Origin of the sequence: Sphingomonas sp. YR710, assembly GCF_900101455.1 — a bacterium.
Taxonomy (GTDB): Bacteria; Pseudomonadota; Alphaproteobacteria; order Sphingomonadales; family Sphingomonadaceae; genus Rhizorhabdus.
On record NZ_FMZJ01000016.1, the window covers coordinates 19,058 to 36,280 of the forward strand.

General features: G+C 65.2%; 15 protein-coding genes. 14 read left to right on the forward strand and 1 reads right to left on the reverse strand.

Features of this window, described 5'->3' with window-relative positions; all coding sequences use genetic code 11:
• Position 1 precedes the first annotated feature (1 nt).
• The 14 genes from BLS13_RS16655 to BLS13_RS16720 all read left to right on the forward strand — a co-directional run bounded on the left by BLS13_RS16655 (position 2) and on the right by BLS13_RS16720 (position 16,480).
• Entirely contained in the window at positions 2 to 1,339 is a 1,338-nt protein-coding gene (locus tag BLS13_RS16655; protein WP_256325937.1) for an NCS2 family permease, read from the forward strand.
• Positions 1,339 to 2,922, forward strand: coding sequence for a gamma-glutamyltransferase family protein (locus BLS13_RS16660; RefSeq protein WP_093453814.1), 1,584 nt, complete (start codon positions 1,339 to 1,341; stop codon positions 2,920 to 2,922). The genes BLS13_RS16655 and BLS13_RS16660 overlap by 1 nt, the downstream gene beginning before the upstream one ends.
• Positions 2,916 to 4,265, forward strand: coding sequence for a Zn-dependent hydrolase (locus tag BLS13_RS16665; RefSeq protein WP_093453917.1), 1,350 nt, complete (start codon positions 2,916 to 2,918; stop codon positions 4,263 to 4,265). Before BLS13_RS16660 ends, BLS13_RS16665 begins: the two co-directional genes overlap by 7 nt.
• Positions 4,266 to 4,302: 37 nt before the next feature.
• Entirely contained in the window at positions 4,303 to 5,481 is a 1,179-nt protein-coding gene (locus BLS13_RS16670) for a pyridoxal-phosphate-dependent aminotransferase family protein (RefSeq protein WP_218123309.1), read from the forward strand.
• A 35-nt stretch (positions 5,482 to 5,516) separates the two neighbouring features.
• Positions 5,517 to 6,407 carry an allantoinase PuuE gene (gene puuE / locus BLS13_RS16675; RefSeq protein ID WP_093453817.1) on the forward strand — a complete coding sequence of 297 codons (891 nt, stop codon included), beginning with the start codon at positions 5,517 to 5,519 and terminating at the stop codon, positions 6,405 to 6,407.
• Complete coding sequence (uraD, locus tag BLS13_RS16680) at positions 6,404 to 6,907, forward strand: 2-oxo-4-hydroxy-4-carboxy-5-ureidoimidazoline decarboxylase (protein WP_093453818.1); 504 nt, start codon at positions 6,404 to 6,406, stop codon at positions 6,905 to 6,907. Before puuE ends, uraD begins: the two co-directional genes overlap by 4 nt.
• Positions 6,904 to 8,319 (forward strand): FAD/NAD(P)-binding protein, encoded by a 1,416-nt coding sequence (locus BLS13_RS16685; RefSeq protein WP_093453820.1) that lies wholly within the window; start codon positions 6,904 to 6,906, stop codon positions 8,317 to 8,319. Before uraD ends, BLS13_RS16685 begins: the two co-directional genes overlap by 4 nt.
• Positions 8,316 to 8,654 carry a hydroxyisourate hydrolase gene (gene uraH / locus BLS13_RS16690; protein WP_093453822.1) on the forward strand — a complete coding sequence of 113 codons (339 nt, stop codon included), beginning with the start codon at positions 8,316 to 8,318 and terminating at the stop codon, positions 8,652 to 8,654. Before BLS13_RS16685 ends, uraH begins: the two co-directional genes overlap by 4 nt.
• 1 nt (position 8,655) lies before the next feature.
• Complete coding sequence (xdhA, locus tag BLS13_RS16695) at positions 8,656 to 10,266, forward strand: xanthine dehydrogenase small subunit (RefSeq protein WP_256325938.1); 1,611 nt, start codon at positions 8,656 to 8,658, stop codon at positions 10,264 to 10,266.
• Complete coding sequence (gene xdhB / locus BLS13_RS16700; protein ID WP_093453825.1) at positions 10,259 to 12,583, forward strand: xanthine dehydrogenase molybdopterin binding subunit; 2,325 nt, start codon at positions 10,259 to 10,261, stop codon at positions 12,581 to 12,583. Before xdhA ends, xdhB begins: the two co-directional genes overlap by 8 nt.
• Positions 12,576 to 13,613, forward strand: a complete 1,038-nt coding sequence (gene xdhC / locus BLS13_RS16705; RefSeq protein ID WP_256325939.1) for a xanthine dehydrogenase accessory protein XdhC — start codon at positions 12,576 to 12,578, stop codon at positions 13,611 to 13,613. Before xdhB ends, xdhC begins: the two co-directional genes overlap by 8 nt.
• Entirely contained in the window at positions 13,610 to 14,875 is a 1,266-nt protein-coding gene (guaD, locus tag BLS13_RS16710) for a guanine deaminase (protein WP_093453828.1), read from the forward strand. Before xdhC ends, guaD begins: the two co-directional genes overlap by 4 nt.
• Complete coding sequence (locus tag BLS13_RS16715; RefSeq protein ID WP_093453829.1) at positions 14,875 to 15,894, forward strand: adenosine deaminase; 1,020 nt, start codon at positions 14,875 to 14,877, stop codon at positions 15,892 to 15,894. Before guaD ends, BLS13_RS16715 begins: the two co-directional genes overlap by 1 nt.
• 70 nt (positions 15,895 to 15,964) lie before the next feature.
• The gene (locus BLS13_RS16720) at positions 15,965 to 16,480 is read left to right on the forward strand and encodes a phosphoribosyltransferase (protein ID WP_093453831.1); all 516 of its coding nucleotides are present in this window, start codon (positions 15,965 to 15,967) and stop codon (positions 16,478 to 16,480) included.
• Between the two features lie 21 nt (positions 16,481 to 16,501).
• Here BLS13_RS16720 and BLS13_RS16725 read toward each other — a convergent pair whose 3' ends face one another.
• Complete coding sequence (locus BLS13_RS16725; protein WP_218123308.1) at positions 16,502 to 17,080, reverse strand: TetR/AcrR family transcriptional regulator; 579 nt, start codon at positions 17,078 to 17,080, stop codon at positions 16,502 to 16,504.
• Between the last annotated feature and the right edge of the window lie 143 nt (positions 17,081 to 17,223).

The following is a 17,223-nucleotide window of genomic DNA, read 5'->3' on the forward strand; positions in this document are numbered from 1 at the left end:
CGTGGCCGTGACCGTTACCGACAGCCGGCTCGAACGGCTGTTCCAGCTTTCCGAACGCGGCACTACCGCGCGCACCGAGATCGTTGCGGGGGTCACGACCTTCCTGACGATGGCCTATATCGTGCTCGTTAATCCGGCGATCCTGGGGCAGGCCGGCATGCCTGTCGCCGCCGTCGCTGCTGCCACCTGCTTCGCCGCCGCTTTTGCCTGCATATTGATGGGCTTCGTCGCCAACGTGCCGCTGGCGCTTGCACCCGGCATGGGGCTCAACGCCTATTTCAGCTTCACCGTCGTCCAGCAGATGCATGTGCCCTGGCCGATCGCTTTGGGCTGCGTGTTCATCTCGGGTGTCGCCTTCCTGCTGCTGACTTTGGGTGGTATCCGTCAGATGATCGTGGCGGCGATCCCGCAGCATCTGTTCGCGGCGGTGGCGGGCGGCATCGGTTTGTTCATCGGCTTTATCGGGCTGCGCAATGCCGGGATCGTCGTGTCGAACCCGGCAACTTCGGTCGCACTCGGCAATCTTCACGCCGCCGGGCCGGGGCTGGCTTTGCTCGGGCTGCTGATCATTGCGGGGTTGAGCATCTGGGGCGTTCGCGGCGCGATGCTTATCGGCATTGTCGTGACCACCATCGTCGGCTGGCTGTTCGGCATGGTGAGCTTCAAGCCCGATCCCTATAGCCTCGCCACCTTGAGCCAGACGGCGTTCAAGCTCGATCTGCCGGGGGTGTTCGGCATGACCGGCCACGGCCTTGGCCTGTTCGAGATATTGTTCGTGTTCCTGTTCGTCGATCTGTTCGACAATATCGGAACATTGGTGGCGGTTACCAAGCGCGCCGGGCTGATCGGCCCGGATGGCAAGATTACCAAGCTCAACCGCATCCTGTTCGCCGATGCCACCGCGACGATCGTCGGATCGTTGGCGGGCACCAGCACCGTTACATCCTATGTCGAAAGTGCGGCTGGTGTGCAGGCGGGTGGCCGCACCGGCTTGACCGCGATCGTAACCGGCATCCTTTTCCTGGCGACGATGTTCGTGGCGCCATATGCGCAGCTCATCCCGCTCGCCGCGACCGCGCCGGCTTTGATCATGGTTGGCGGGCTGATGATGGCGCCGCTGATCGAGGTGCCGTGGGACGAGCCCGAAATGGCGATCCCGGCCTTTCTTACGCTGGCACTTATCCCGCTCACCTTCTCGATCGCCAACGGCCTTGCCTTCGGCATCACAGCGCATGCGATCCTCAAGATCGTCCGTGGCAAGGCGGTGCGCGGCGATTGGCTGCTGTTCGTGCTCGCGGCGTTGTTCGTCGTGCGCTTCGTCTATCTGGCGGCTGGCTGATGCTCAACACACCAAAATCGCTGCGCGGCATGGTCACCTCGCCGCACCACCTCGCGAGCCAGGCGGGGCTGTCGGTGCTGCAGGATGGTGGCACTGCGGTCGAGGCGGGCGTCGCGATCGCGGCCTGCCTCGCGGCGGTCTATCCGCATATGACCGGGATCGGCGGTGACGGCTTCTGGCTGATTGCCGAACCCGATGGCGATGTGCATGCGGTCGACGCGTGCGGCGGCGCGGCGCAGAAGGCGGACCTCGATCTTTACGCGCGTGCCGGGCTGGCGGCCGTGCCATGGCGCGGGCCGCTGGCTGCGAACACGGTGGCTGGGACGATTTCGGGTTGGCAGGCGGCGCTGGCGACCGATCCGGGCGTGCTGCCGCTAGAGCGCCTGCTGCGCGATGCGATCGCTTATGCCGATGCGGGCGTGGTCGTGACCGCCGGCGGGGCCCATATCGCCAGGGCCAAGGATGCCGAGTTGCGCGATGTGCCCGGCTACGCGGCGCAGTTCCGGCCCGGCGGCGCGATCCTGACCGAAGGTTCGGTGTTGAAGCAGCCGGCATTGGCAGAGACGTTGCGCCGGCTCGCGGCCAATGGCCTGCAGGATTATTATGATGGCGCGATTGCCCGCGATATCGCGGCCGATCTCGCGGCGGCCGGCAGCCCGGTGTCCGCCGCCGATCTCGCCGCGCACGCTGCGACCACGCCGCCGCCGCTGACCGTTCGGATCGACGGCGCCCGTTTGTACAACACCGCGCCGCCGACGCAGGGCGTCGCGTCGCTTTTGATCCTCGCCCTGTTCGATCGGCTGGCAGCGGGCGAGGCCGATGGCTTCGATCATGTCCACGGTCTTGTCGAATCGACCAAGCAGGCCTTCCTGTTTCGCGACGAGCATGTCGGCGATAGCGCATACATGATGGTCGATCCGCAGGCTCTGCTCGATGACAAAGCTGCCCTCGATGCGATGGCCGCGCGGATCGATCCGGCCCGGGCTTTGCCCTGGCCGTGGCCGTCGCAGGCCGGCGACACCTGCTGGTTCGGCGCGATCGATGGCGAGGGCCGGGTCGCCAGCGTCATCCAGTCGACCTATTTCGAATTCGGATCGGGTGTCGTGCTGCCGCAGACCGGCATCACCTGGCAGAATCGCGGTGCGAGTTTCGTGCTGGCGACCGACGGCTGGAATGCGCTTAAGCCCGGCCGCAAGCCGTTCCACACGCTCAATCCCGCGCTCGCGCGTTTCGATGATGGCCGCGTGATGGCTTATGGCACGATGGGCGGCGAGGGGCAGCCGCAGACCCAGTCGGCGCTGTTCTCGCGCTACGCCCGTTTCGGCGTGCCGTTGCAGACCGCGATCACGGCGCCGCGCTGGCTGCTCGGCAAGACCTGGGGCGAAGAGAGCGTGACGCTGAAGCTCGAGGACCGTTTCGATCCTGGCGTGATCGCGGCGTTACGCGATGCCGGTCACGACGTAGAACTGCTCGATCCGTTCACGGCGACCATGGGCCATGCCGGAGCGCTCGTGCTCCATCCTGACGGCGTGATCGAGGGCGCCACCGATCCGCGCAGCGACGGCGCGGTGGCTGCATGGTGAACGGGGGCGCCCGCGCGGTTGCCCGGTGCGACGAACTGGGCGTCGCGCCCTATAGCGATGCGCCGGACATGCTGTTCCGCGCCTTTCTGACGCCGGCGCACGCAGCCTCGCTCGAGCGGATCGCGCAGTGGATGGGCGAGGCGGGGATGCACGTGGAACTCGATGGTGCCGCCAATCTGATCGGGCGCTATGAAGGACTGGAAGCGGACGCGCGGGCCTTGTTGATCGGTTCGCATATCGACAGCGTGCGCGATGCCGGGCGTTATGACGGGCCGCTCGGCATCACGCTGGGTATCGAATGCGTCGCGAGTTTGCATGCAGCCGGTCGCAGGCTGCCGTTCGCGATCGAGGTGATCGCGTTCGGCGATGAGGAAGGTTCGCGCTTTCCGGCGTCGATGTTTTGCAGCCGGGCGATTGCGGGGACGCTGGATGCGGGGGCGCTCGATGTCGCCGATCGGGATGGCATTTTGTTGGATGAAGCGCGTGCGACTTTCGCCCCCTCGCCCCCTTTAGGGGGAGAGGGTCGGGGAGAGGGGGCTGTGCTGGAGACAAGCACGCGCTCCATCTCGGGCGGGTTCCCCCTCTCCCAACCCTCTCCCCCTAAAGGGGGCGAGGGCTTTTTGGCCGCAGCCAAGCGGGCAGGTTCCGCGATCGCTTTCCTCGAAGCGCATATCGAACAAGGCCCGCTGCTCGAAGCCGAAGGGCTCGCGCTCGGCCTTGTCACAGGAATTGCCGCGCAGCTCCGCTTTCAGGTCATGATCGAGGGCCGCGCCGGCCACGCCGGTACCAACGCCATGCACCTTCGCCGCGATGCGCTAGCGGGCGCCGCTGAAGCGGTCCTCGCGGTCGAGCGGATCGCGCGTGAAGGCGGAGGCGATCTGGTTGCAACGGTCGGGCGCATGGCCGTCGGCCCGGGCGCGGTCAATGTCGTGCCCGGCCGGGTCGATTTCTCGATCGACGTGCGATCGGGTGACGAAGCCGCGCGCAATGAGGCTGCGGAGAAAATTCTCGACGAAATTGCAGACTTATCCGATCGGCGCGGCTTGGATTTCAATATCGAACGCGTGCAGGATCTGCCGGCCTCGCCCTGCGATCCAAAGCTGATGGACCTGCTCGGCGAGGCCATCGCCGAAACCGGCCATCCCGTCCGCCGGCTTGTCAGTGGCGCCGGCCATGATGCTATGGTGATGTCGGCTTTGTGCCCGACCGCGATGCTGTTCATCCGCTGCAAGGACGGGATCAGCCACAATCCCGCCGAAAGCGTCACTGGCGAGGATGCCGATGCGGCGCTCAAGGCGATGCGGTCATTCATCGATAAACTGGGAGAGTCGTACGGTGACTGAGCTTTTTGGCGAGATCGATCCGCCGCAGCGGATGCTGATGGGGCCGGGGCCGGTCAACGCGCATCCGCGCGTGCTCAGGGCGATGTCGGCCGATCTGCTCGGCCAGTTCGATCCCGAGTTCACGACCTATATGAACCAGGTGATGGCGCTCTATCGCGGCGTCTTCCAGACCGACAACCGCTGGACCTTCCTGATCGACGGCACCGCGCGCGCGGGGATCGAGGCGGCGCTGATCTCGCTGGTCGAGCCCAAAGCGACCGTGCTGATCGTGCGCTCGGGCCGCTTCGGTCTGCTGCTGTCCGAGATCGTCGAGCGCGCTGGCGGGAATATTGTCACTGTCGATGCCGAGTGGGGCAAGGTTGTGCCGATGGCGGCGATCGCCGAAGCGGTCGCGCGGCACAAGCCGGCGGTGGTCGCCTGCGTCCATGGCGATACCTCGACCACGATGGCGCAGCCGCTCGATGGGCTTGGCGAGATCTGTCGCGCGCACGGGGCTTTGTCCTATGTCGACGCGACCGCGACCTTGGGCGGGATGGCGGTCGAGGTCGATCGCTGGGGCGCCGATATCGTCACCGGCGGGTTGCAGAAATGCCTTGGTGGGCCGTCGGGATCGTCGCCGATCACAGTCTCCGATCGCGCGGCCGAGTTCATCTTCGCGCGCCGCCACACAGAGAAGGGCATCCGCGCCGCCGATGCGGCGGACGGTGGTCGGCCGCGCATCGCTTCCAACTATTTCGATCTCGCGATGATCATGGATTATTGGTCGGAAAAGCGCCTCAACCACCATACCGAGGCGACGACGATGCTGTACGGTGCCCGCGAATGCGCGCGGATTGCTTTGGCCGAAGGGCTGGAGGCACGGTTCGCCCGTCACGCCGCCGCCGGTCGCGCCGTCGTAGCCGGGCTGCGCGGCATGGGGCTGACGGTCTATGGTGCGGACGATCACCGCATGGCGAATGTGACCGGCGTCTATATACCCGACGGCGTCGACGGCGAGCGGGTGCGCACGCGGATGCGTGAGGATTTCGAGATCGAGATCGGTTCCGCGTTCGGACCGCTGCAGGGGAAGATCTGGCGGATCGGTGCGATGGGCTACAATGCCATGAAGCATAAGGTGCTGATCACGCTGGGCGCGCTTGAGGCGGTGCTGCGGGCGGAGGGATTCGCGGTGAAATCGGGTGCTGGTGTGGATGCCGCGTTGGCGAGTTATTCGTGAGCGTGTGTCCAGCCTCTCCACAAGGAACGTCGCTCATGACGGTCGCCCGCGATCTCGTCGGCTATGGTGCGACCCCACCCGATGCGTGCTGGCCGAACGACGCCCGCATCGCGGTGCAGTTCGTCATCAACTATGAAGAAGGCGCCGAGAACAATATCCTCAACGGGGATGCCGGATCGGAGGCCTTCCTGTCCGAAATGGTCGGGGCCGGGAGCCATGTTGGCGAGCGATCGATGGCGATGGAGAGCCTCTACGAATATGGCAGCCGCGCGGGCTTCTGGCGGCTGCACCGGCTTTTCACGTCACGCGATGTTCCCGTCACTGTTTTCGGTGTGGCCAAAGCGCTGGAAACCAATCCGGAGGCGGTTGCGGCAATGCAGGCGGCCGATTGGGAGATCGCCAGCCACGGCCTCAAATGGATCGATTATCAAAAAGTGCCCGAGGCCATCGAACGCGCGCATGTCGCGGAGGCGATCGCGCTGCACGAGAAGGTAACGGGATCGCGCCCGCTCGGCTGGTATCAGGGGCGCACCAGCCCGAATACCGCGCGGATCGTCGCCGAAGAGGGCGGCTTCCTCTACGATGCCGACAGCTATGCCGACGATGTGCCCTATTATGACCGGCGCTACGGGCGCGCGCAGTTGATCGTGCCCTACACGCTCGACGTCAATGATATGAAGATCGTCGCGCTCAACGGCTTCACAGAGGGCGAGCAATTCTTCCGGCACATGCGCGACACGTTCGATGCGCTCAATGCCGAAGGCGGGCGGATGATGTCGATCGGCCTGCATGCGCGGATCGCGGGCAAGCCGGGTCGTGCGGCGGCGGTGGCGCGGTTCGTCGACCATGTGCTGGCGCGTCAGGATGTCTGGATTGCCCGGCGGATCGATATCGCGCGGCATTGGCTGGAGGTGCACCCGGCATGACCATCGATGAGATCAATGCCCTCCCCGAAGCGGCCTTTAACGAGCGTTTCGGTTTCCTCTTCGAACATAGCCCGTGGATTGTCGAAACCGCGGCCAAAAGCCGCCCCTTCGCCGATCTCGACGCGATGGAAAGCGCGATGAACGCGGTCATCGAGCAAGCCGGCGAGGATGCCCAGATCGCGTTGCTGCGTGCGCATCCCGAACTGGCCGGCAAGGCGGCGATGGACAAGACGCTCACTGATGCGTCGGCCGCCGAACAGGCCTCGGCCGGGCTCGATCGGCTGACGCCGCAAGAATATGCGACCTTCCACGAACGCAACGACGCCTATCGCGCGAAGTTCGCCTTTCCGTTCATCATCTGCGTGCGCCTGACCGACAAGGCGGGTATATTGGCCGCGATGCGCGCCCGGCTTGGCAATGACCGGCCGGCCGAAATCGCGGCGGCGCGCGGCGAGATCGCGAAGATCGTCCACCTCCGGCTGGGAGACGCACTGGCATGACCGGCCTCGATGCTTTGAACGAGCAGGTTCGCGCCGATTTGGCGAAACTCGCCTTTGGCGCTCAGACTTGGGTGCGCCCGCGCGAAGATTTGTACGATGTCGTGATCGTCGGCGGAGGGCAGAGCGGGCTCGGCGCGGCGTTCGGGTTGATGCGCGAGCGCGTGTCGAACGTCCTCGTCATCGACGAGAACCCGGCCGGCTATGAAGGGCCGTGGGATACCTATGCGCGGATGATTACCCTGCGCACGCCGAAACATATCACCTCGATCGATCTCGGCATCCCTTCGCTCACCTTCCGCGCATGGTGGGAGGCGCAGCATGGGCCGGCTGGCTGGGAGCAGATCGACAAGATTCCGCGGCAGGACTGGATGGCCTATCTGCGCTGGTATCGCGCGGTGCTGCAGATCCCGGTCGAGAATGAGACGCGGCTGACGTTGATCGATCCGGCGCCGGACGGCACCTGGCTGCTCCATGTCGAGGGCCCGGAGGGATCGCGGACGATCGCCGCGCGCAAGGTAGTGCTCGCCACCGGCATTCAGGGCGGCGGCGAATGGCATGTGCCGGCATTCATAAAAGAAGCGCTGCCGAAGGGCCGCTATTTTCACACGTCGGCCATGATCGATTATGCGGCGCTGGCCGGGAAAAAAATCGGCATCCTCGGCGCCGGGGCATCGTCGTTCGACAACGCCCAATATGCGCTGTCGCTGGGTGTCGCCGAGGCGCATGTGTTCGTCCGGCGCACAATGCTGCCGACGATCAACCCGATCCGCTTCATGGAACAATCGGGCCTGATCGGCCGCTTCACCGCGCTCGACGATGACGCCAAATATTGCGTGATGGCGTCGTTTTTCGAACGCAACCAGCCGCCCACCAACGATACCTTCCAGCGCGCCGCCGCCTGGCCCGGTTTTCGCCTCCATCTCGGCTCGCCCTGGCTGTCAGTGCGCGAGACAGCGGACGGCGCCGAGGTAGTGACTCCGCACGGCACTTTCCTGTTCGACGCGCTCGTGCTGTCGACCGGACTCGTCACCGATCCCGGCTTGCGCCCCGAATTGCGGCTGGTCGCCAGCGATATCGCGCGGTGGCGGGATCGCTATGCGGCGCCGGCCGCCGTCGCCAACCCGTTGATCGGCGATCATCCTTATCTCGGCGCGGGCTTCCAACTGCTGCCGAAGGTGCCCGAGGCTGCGCAGAAGCTGCATGGCCTGTTCGCCTTCAATTATTCGGGTCTGATCAGCCTCGGCCTGTCGGCCTCGGCGCTGTCGGGCCTCAAATATGCGATCCCCAAGCTGGTGGATGGCGTGGCGAACCAATTGTTCGCCGATGATCAGGAGGCGGCTTTGCGCGATTATCTTGCCTATGACGAACCCGAATTCGTCAGCGTCTGGCCGGCCGAGGAGCAGGCGGCATGAGTGGCCTGTCCACCCATGTGCTCGATACGACGCACGGCCGCCCGGCGGCCGGCGTGCTCGTCAAGCTGACGCGCGACGGGACGACATTATTCCGCGGGGTTACCAATGCCGACGGGCGTTGTCCGGGCATGCTGGGCGAAGAGGCGCTAACAGTGGGCAGCTACCGATTCACGTTTGAAGTCGCTGACTATTTCCGCCGGGCGGGCGCCGAACTACCCGATCCACCCTTCTTCGATCGGATCATCATAGATTTCGCGGTCTCCGATCCGTTGGCGCATCACCATGTGCCGTTGCTCGTCTCCCCGTTCGGCTATTCGACGTACAGGGGAAGCTGATTTGGGCATCCGCTTCCTTCTCGATGAGGTGGTCCATGATCTGGCGGACGTCGATCCGACGCTGACCGTGCTCGAGTGGCTGCGCTATCGGGCATGCCGTACGGGAACGAAGGAGGGGTGCGCCGAGGGCGATTGCGGGGCGTGCACGGTGCTGGTGGGGGAACTAGGCGGAGATGGCGTCCAGACGGGAGGCCCCACCCCAACCCCTCCCCTGAAGGGGAGGGGCTTGCATGGGGCGAGCGGAGCCGAAAGCCCCTCCCCTTCAGGGGAGGGGTTGGGGTGGGGCAGTCCGCCAAACGATAAGCTGGCGATCGAGGGAACGCGTATCACCTGGCGTGCCCTCAACGCCTGCATCATGTTCATGCCGATGCTCGACGGCCGCGCGCTGCGCACCGTCGAGAGCCTTGGCGGCGGGCATCCGGTGCAGAGGGAGATGGTCGCGCGGCATGGGTCGCAATGCGGCTTCTGCACGCCGGGTTTCGTGATGTCGCTTTATGGCCGCAGCATTGGTGCGGCGGGGACGGCGGGTACGCCGGTCAAGGATGTCATCGCGGGCAATTTGTGCCGTTGCACCGGCTATGGGCCGATCCTCGACGCCGGGGAGGCTGTACCATTCGCCCCGGTCGACGATCGCATAACGATCGCCGCGTTGAAGGAACTGCGGCGCGGCGAAGGCCTTGCGCTCGCTTATGAGGATCCGCTGGCGGGTATCGTTCGCCGCTGGTTCTCCCCGCGGACGGCCGACGAACTCGCGGCGCTGCTGATCGAGCATCCCGACGCGCGCATGGTCGCGGGCGCAACCGACGTCGGGCTGTGGGTGACCAAGCAGCAGCGCGTGCTCGATACGGTGATCTGGCTGGGCGAGGTGGCCGATCTGCGCACGCTTGCAGAGGATGACGCGGGTCTCACGATCGACGCCGGGGTTCGCTATGTCGATGCCCATGCGGCGCTGGCGCGGCTGCATCCCGATCTGGGCGAGCTTGTGCGTCGGATCGGGGCGTTGCAGGTGCGGAGCGCCGGGACGATCGGCGGGAATATCGCCAACGGTTCGCCGATCGGCGATATGCCGCCGGCGTTGATCGCGCTTGAGGCTACCGTCACGTTGCGGCGGGGCGAGGAACGCCGGACATTGCCGCTGGAGGATTTTTTCGTGCGCTATGGCGTGCAGGACCGGAAGCCGGGTGAATTCGTTGAGAGCATATGGGTGCCGCGGCCGCTCACTCCCTCGCCCCCTTTAGGGGGAGAGGGCTTTAATCTGATCCGCATCTTCAAGCTCTCCAAGCGCTTCGACAGCGACATTTCGGCGGTGTGCGGCGCGTTCGCGCTCCGGATCGACGATGGGGTGGTCACATCTGCGCGGATCGCGTTCGGCGGTATGGCCGGTACGCCCCAACGGGCGAGCGCCACCGAGGCCGCGCTGACGGGCAAGCCTTGGTGCGAGGCGTCGATCGAGGCCGCCGCTGCCGCATTGGCACAGGATTATTCGCCGCTCACCGACGTCCGCGGATCTTCGGCCTATCGGCTTTCCGCCGCCGCCAACCTCCTTCGCAAGGTCTGGATCGAAACCCAGCTCGCGGAGCCGACGAGCGTGCTGGACATGGCCGATGGCTGATCGCGATCCCCGGTCGACCCGTGCGGTCCGCGCCAGCCTGCCGCACGATAGCGCGGCCGGGCATGTCGCGGGCAGTGCACGCTATGTCGATGACATGCCCGAACTGCCGGGCACGCTCCATCTCGCCTTCGGCAAGAGCAGCCATGCGCATGCCGCGATCATCGACATGGATCTGTCTGGGGTGCGCGCCGCCCCCGGCGTGGTCGCGGTGTTCGCCGCCGCCGATATCCCCGGCGCCAACAATGTCGCGCCGGTGGCCGGTGACGACCGGCTGTTCGCCGACGGTGAGGTAATTTGCGTGGGGCAGGCGTTGTTCGTGGTCGCCGCGACCAGCGTAACGGCCGCACGTCGGGCCGCCGCGCTGGCGAAGGTAAGCTACGATCCGCGCCCCGCGCTCATCACGATCGAACAGGCGCGCGCGGCGGGGTCACTGATCGAGGCGACCCAGCATATGGCGCGCGGCGATGCTGCGGCTGCGCTCGCCGCCGCACCGCGCCGGTTGCAGGGCCGGCTCGAGATGGGCGGGCAGGAGCATTTCTATCTCGAAGGCCAGGTCTCGCTCGCCACCCCGCGCGAGGACGGCCAGATCCACATCCTGTGCTCGACCCAGCATCCGAGCGAAGTCCAGCATCTCGTCGCGCACTTGCTCCATCTGCCGAGCGCCGATGTTACCGTCGAGGTGCGCCGGATGGGCGGCGCGTTCGGCGGCAAGGAGACGCAGGCGGCGCTCTTCGCCGCCGCCGCCGCTTTGGTGGCGAGCAAGACCGGCCGGCCAGCCAAGTTCCGCGTCGATCGCGACGACGATATGGAGATGACCGGCAAGCGCCACGATTTCGTGGTCGGTTACGATGTCGGTTTCGACGATCAGGGGCGGATCGAGGGGATCACGTTCGATCTGGCGTCGCGTTGCGGGGCGACATGGGATCTGTCGTCGGCGATCAACGACCGGGCGATGTTCCACGCCGACAATTGCTATTATCTGCCGGCGGTGTCGATCGTCTCGCACCGGATGAAGACCTACACCGTCTCCAACACCGCTTTTCGCGGCTTCGGCGGACCGCAGGGGATGATTGCGATCGAGCGGGTGATGGACGCGATCGCGGCCGACCTCGGTTTTGATTCGCTCTTGGTGCGGCAGGCCAATCTCTATGGTGAGCCGGGTCGCGACGTGACGCCCTATCATATGACGGTCGAGGACAATGTCGCGCCCGCGATCATGACGGAACTGGCGGCCTCGTCCGATTATCGCGCGCGGGCGGCGGCGGTCGATGCCTGGAACGCCCGCCATCGCGTCCTCAAGAAGGGGATCGCGCTCACTCCCGTTAAATTCGGGATCAGCTTCACCACCACCCATCTCAACCAGGCGGGTGCGCTCGTCCATGTCTATGCCGATGGTTCGATCCAGCTCAACCATGGCGGCACCGAAATGGGGCAGGGGCTGATGATCAAGGTGGCGCAGGTCGTCGCCGATGTGTTTGCGGTCCCAGTAGGCGCAGTCCGAATCGTCGCCACCGCCACCGACAAGGTACCCAACACCTCGGCCACCGCGGCCTCGTCGGGTGCCGATCTCAACGGCATGGCGGCGTTCAATGCCGCCTCGACAATCCGCGAACGGCTGGTGGCCTTTGTTGCGGAAAAATTCGGCGGCGATCCGGAGGCTGTCCGTTTCACCGCCGATGGCGTGCAGGTGGGCGGCGAGATAATCGCATTCGCGACCCTGTGCCGGCTTGCGCATCTCGGCCGGATATCGCTGTCGTCGACCGGTTTCTATGCGACGCCGAAGATCGCCTATGACCGCGCGACACATAGCGGCCGGCCATTCTATTATTTCGCTTATGGCGCGGCGGTGTCCGAAGTCGCGATCGACGTGCTGACCGGCGAGCATAAGGTGCTCGCGGTCGATATCCTCCACGATGTCGGACGCTCGCTGAATCCGGCGATCGACCTCGGCCAGATCGAGGGCGGCTTCGTGCAGGGCATGGGCTGGCTCACCACCGAGGAACTGGTGTTCGACGATGCCGGCCGGCTGCTCACCCACGCACCCTCGACCTACAAGATCCCCACTGCGAGCGACCGGCCGGCGCGGATGGACATCCGGCTGTGGGCGCCGGGCCGCAACACCGAGCCGACGATCCACCGCTCCAAGGCGGTTGGCGAGCCGCCCTTCATGCTCGCCATTTCGGTCTTTTCGGCGCTGACCAATGCCGTATCGGCGGCGGTGCCCGGCCGGGGGCTCGCCGATCTCGACGCGCCGGCGACGCCGGAGCGCATCCTGGCCGCGATCGAAGGCCTCAAGGCGCGGCCTCCACGTGGATGACTGGGCGACAACCGCACGCACGGCAATAGCCGCCGGTGAAGCGGCCGCGCTGGTGACAATCCTCGCAACTGAAGGCTCGGCGCCGCGCGGCGCGGGAACGCGGATGCTCGTCTGCGCGACCCGTATCGCGGGCACGATCGGCGGCGGTGCGCTCGAGCATCAGGCGATCGGCCAGGCGCGCGCTTTGCTCGAGCATCCGGCGGGAAGCTGGCGCGTCCAGGATTATCCGCTCGGGCCGTTGCTCGGCCAATGTTGCGGCGGTCGGGTACGGCTGCTGCTCGAGCATGTCGATCCGGTTGGCGCGGACTGGATCGGGCAGGACGGGCTGCTCGAAACGCGGTTCGGTGTGGAGCGGCTGGAACGGCTATTGATTGACGTGAAGATACCGGTCGATGCGGTAACGGCGCGGGGCCCGAAGCCCGAGCCAGGCGATGTGCTGGTCGAACGGCTCGGGATCGAACGGCTACCGGTGCTGCTGTTCGGCGCGGGCCATGTCGGCCGCGCGGTGGCGCGCGCGGTTGAAGGATTGCCGATCCAGCTCGGCTGGTTCGATACGCGCGCCGAAACCGCGGATGTGCCGGGTGTCACTATGGTTGACGACGCGAGGATCGCTGATTGCGTTGCCGAGGCGCCGGTGGACAGTGCGATTTTGATCATGACGCATGACCATGGGCTCGATTATCGGCTGACTGTCGCTGCGTTGACATCGTCGGCGGGGTTCGTCGGGTTGATCGGTTCGGAGACCAAGCGCGGGCGGTTCCTCTCGCGACTGGCACGCGATGGGGTAGATGCGGCGCGGCTTACCTGTCCTGTCGGTTTGGCGGGGATTATGGGGAAGGAGCCTGCCGTGATTGCCGTGTCCGTGGCAGCGCAATTGCTGCAGCTGCAGGCTCAAAAGCCCTCGCCCCCGCTTGCGGGGGAGAGGGTTGGGAGAGGGGGGCGACGGGAAGACGTTCGCGACGGGGCCTCCAGCACTGCCCCCTCTCCCCGACCCTCTCCCCCTAAAGGGGGCGAGGGAGTGCGCGCATGATCTCCGCTTTCCGCGCCGAAATCCTCGCGGTTCCCGAACCCGGCAACATCGTCCACCACCTCGACGGCCTGCTGATCATCGAGGACGGGATCATCGTCTCCTGCGGCCCCTATGTGCCGCCACCGCACGACATCCCCGTCACCCATTTCCCGGGCAAGACGATCGTCCCCGGCTTCGTCGACGCCCATGTCCATTACCCGCAGACCGAACGCATCGCCGCCCATGGCAGCCAGCTCCTCGAATGGCTCGACAAGCATATTTTTCCGGCCGAAATTGCCTTTGCGGATCGCGGTCATTCGGACAGGATCGCCGCCTTCTTCCTCGACGAACTTCTCCGCAACGGTACCACCAGCGCGTTGATCTATGCGACGGTGCATACGGCTTCGGTCGACGCGCTGTTCGAAGCCGCGCTCACGCGCAACATGCGGATCGTTTCGGGTAAGGTGCTGATGGATCGCGATGCGCCCGATGGCCTGCGCGATACGGTGGCGAGCGGGCGCGCCGACAGCGAGGCGCTGATCGCGCGCTGGCGAGGCAAGGGGCGGCTCGGCTATGCGGTGACTCCGCGCTTCGCCTTGACGTCGACTTTCGATCAACTTGTGAGCGCAGGCGAAATGGTCGCGGCGCACCCGGACGTGCTGATGCACACCCATATGGCTGAAAATCTCGGTGAGGTGGCGGCGGTTGCGGCGCGCTTTCCCGACTCGCGTGACTATCTCGATGCGTATGACCGGTTCGGGCTGGTCGGCCCGCGATCGGTGTTCGCGCATTGCATCCATTGCAGTGACGACATGTTCGATCGGATGGCGGCGAAGGGCGCGCATGCGGCGTTCTGCCCGACCTCGAACCTGTTCCTCGGCTCCGGCCTGTTCGATCTCGCCCGCGCGACCGCGCACGGCGTGGGGGTGGCGATCGGCACCGATATCGGCGCGGGCACCAGTTTCTCGATCCTCCATACCCTGGGCGAGGCCTATAAGGTCTGCCAGATGCGCGGAGACAGCCTCGATCCGTTCCACGCGCTCCATCTGGCGACCGTCGGTGGCGCCCGCGCGCTCGGCATCGCCGATCGGGTCGGATCGCTGCAGCTGGGGCAGGAGGCCGACTTCGTCGTGCTCGATCCGGCGGCGACGCCGTTGCTCGCGCGGCGCACGGCCGGCCTGTCGCTCCACGATAAACTGTTCGCCTTGCAGATATTGGGCGATGACCGGGCGATCGCCTTCACCTATGTCGCGGGTAACCTTGCGCACGAACGGGACAGATAATGACCGACCTCAATGCCTTCGTAACCGGCCTGCCCAAGGCCGAACTCCACCTGCATATCGAGGGCAGCCTAGAGCCCGAACAGATGTTTGCGTTCGCCCGGCGCAACAAGGTCGAGATTCCCTTCGCCAGCGTCGAGGATCTGCGCGGGGCTTATGAATTTTCGAAGCTGCAGGACTTCCTCGATATCTATTATCAGGGCGCGAACGTGCTGTGCACCGAGGCGGATTTTCACGATCTGGCGCTCGCTTATTTCGATCGCGCGGCGGCTGACAATGTCGTCCACGCCGAAATCTTCTTCGATCCGCAAACGCATACGGCACGCGGCATTCCGTTTCAGGTGGTCGCCGATGGCCTGCTTGCCGGCATGTCCTCGGCGCAGACGAAGCATGGGCTGACGTCCAAGCTGATCCTCTGTTTCCTGCGCCACCTCGACGAGGACGATGCCTTTGCAACGCTTAAAGTTGCCGAACCATGGCTCGATCGCATTGCCGGTGTCGGGCTCGATTCGTCCGAACTCGGCCACCCGCCGTCGAAGTTCGAGAAAGTGTTCACCGCCGCGGGGGATATGGGGCTGCTTCGCGTCGCGCATGCCGGCGAGGAAGGCCCGCCCGAATATGTGTATGAGGCGCTCGATCGGCTGCACATCGATCGGCTCGACCATGGCAACCGATCGCTCGAGGATACCGTCCTGACCGCGCGGCTGGCGCGCGAAGCGATGACCCTGACGGTCTGCCCGCTGTCCAACCTCAAATTGTGCGTCGTCGACGGCATCGCCGCGCATCCGATCGAGCGGATGCTCCGGGCCGGACTGCGCGCCACGGTCAATTCGGATGATCCGGCCTATTTCGGCGGCTATGTGAATGATAATTATCGGGCTTTGATCGGCATGGACGGGCTCGATGTACGCGACTTCGCTATGCTGGCGCGCAACAGCTTTCTGGGGTCGTTTCTGCCCGACGACGCGGTAACGGCGCACCTCGCCACGCTTGATACCTATGTACGGGACTTTATGGCCTGACGCCGCTTGATCGAACGCTTTTCCCTGCGCATAAGCCGGGCGAATCTGACCTGCCGGAGGCCAAACCGCGATGCCCACGCTGACCCCCATCGAGCAGGCCGAGTTCCTGACCGCTGTTCAATATCTTGCCCGCCGTGTGCGTGAGGATGAGTGGACACCGACTTTCATCATCGGCATCGGCCGGGGCGGGCTGGCTCCTGCGGTGTTCCTGTCGCATGCGACTGGCCTGCCGATGCTCTCGGTCGATTATTCGTCGAACGTGCCCGATTTCGCAGCCGAACTACTGGTCAAGCTGGCGCAGCGCAGCGCGGCGGGCGAACGGCTGCTGTTCGTCGATGACATCAACGATTCGGGCACCACAATCGCGCATCTGCGTATCGCACTCGCCGATGCCGGCGCCGATGCGGGGAATATTCGTTTTGCGGTGCTGATCGACAATATCGTCTCGGCCCAGCGCGTGGATTATCGCTTTCGCACGATCGACCGTTCCAAAAATAAGGACTGGTTTGTTTTTCCATGGGAAGCCGTGGCGCCGGTCGAGACTGTGATCGAGGATTCCGCAGTGGTGCCGGAGCGGTTGGCCTGACGTAATTCCTCCTGTGAGGAATTATCTCCGCACCCATGCAAGCAGCAATTCCACGCTGTGATCGAGCCGCTCCGCCCGCCACGCAGCACTCTTCATATCGACGCCGAGCAGCGCGGATAGCGAATAGCTGTTTGCCAGGTGAAACCGGCTGAGCGCGGTGATGGTGGTGTAGAGCTGGACCGGATTGATACCGGGGCGGAACAGGCCTTTCGCCTCGCCGACGGCGATGATGGTGGCAAGGACGTCCTTCAGCCGTTCCGCCGCCTCGGGAACCCGGCGCGACTGGCTGACGAAGCGACCCTGCATCATGTTTTCGGCGCGCAGCAGGCCTTCGAAATGCGGGTTGCCCTCGAAATAGGTGAAGGTGAAGCGCAGCAGCTTTTCGACGCAGCCGATCGGATCGCTCAGGTCGAAGCTCAGCGCGGCCTCGCGGGCACGCAGATCGTCATAGGCGGCCTCCAGCACAGCGAGATATAGCGCCTGCTTGTTGCCGAAATGGTGATAGAGCAGCCGGATATTGCATTTTGCCTGTGCGGCAATCCGCTCGGTCCGCGCGCCGGAAAATCCGTGGGCACTGAATTCGCGGGTCGCCGCTTTCAATATCGCCGCGCGGGTGCGATCGGCGTCGCGCTTGCGTGGAATGGCCTTAGGCGTTGGAGCAGCGGGGGCGATGGCCGTTGTGATGGTCGATCTCCAGCAATGCAGAAGCCATCGTTAGCCTGCTTCCCGCCGTCCGAAAAGCG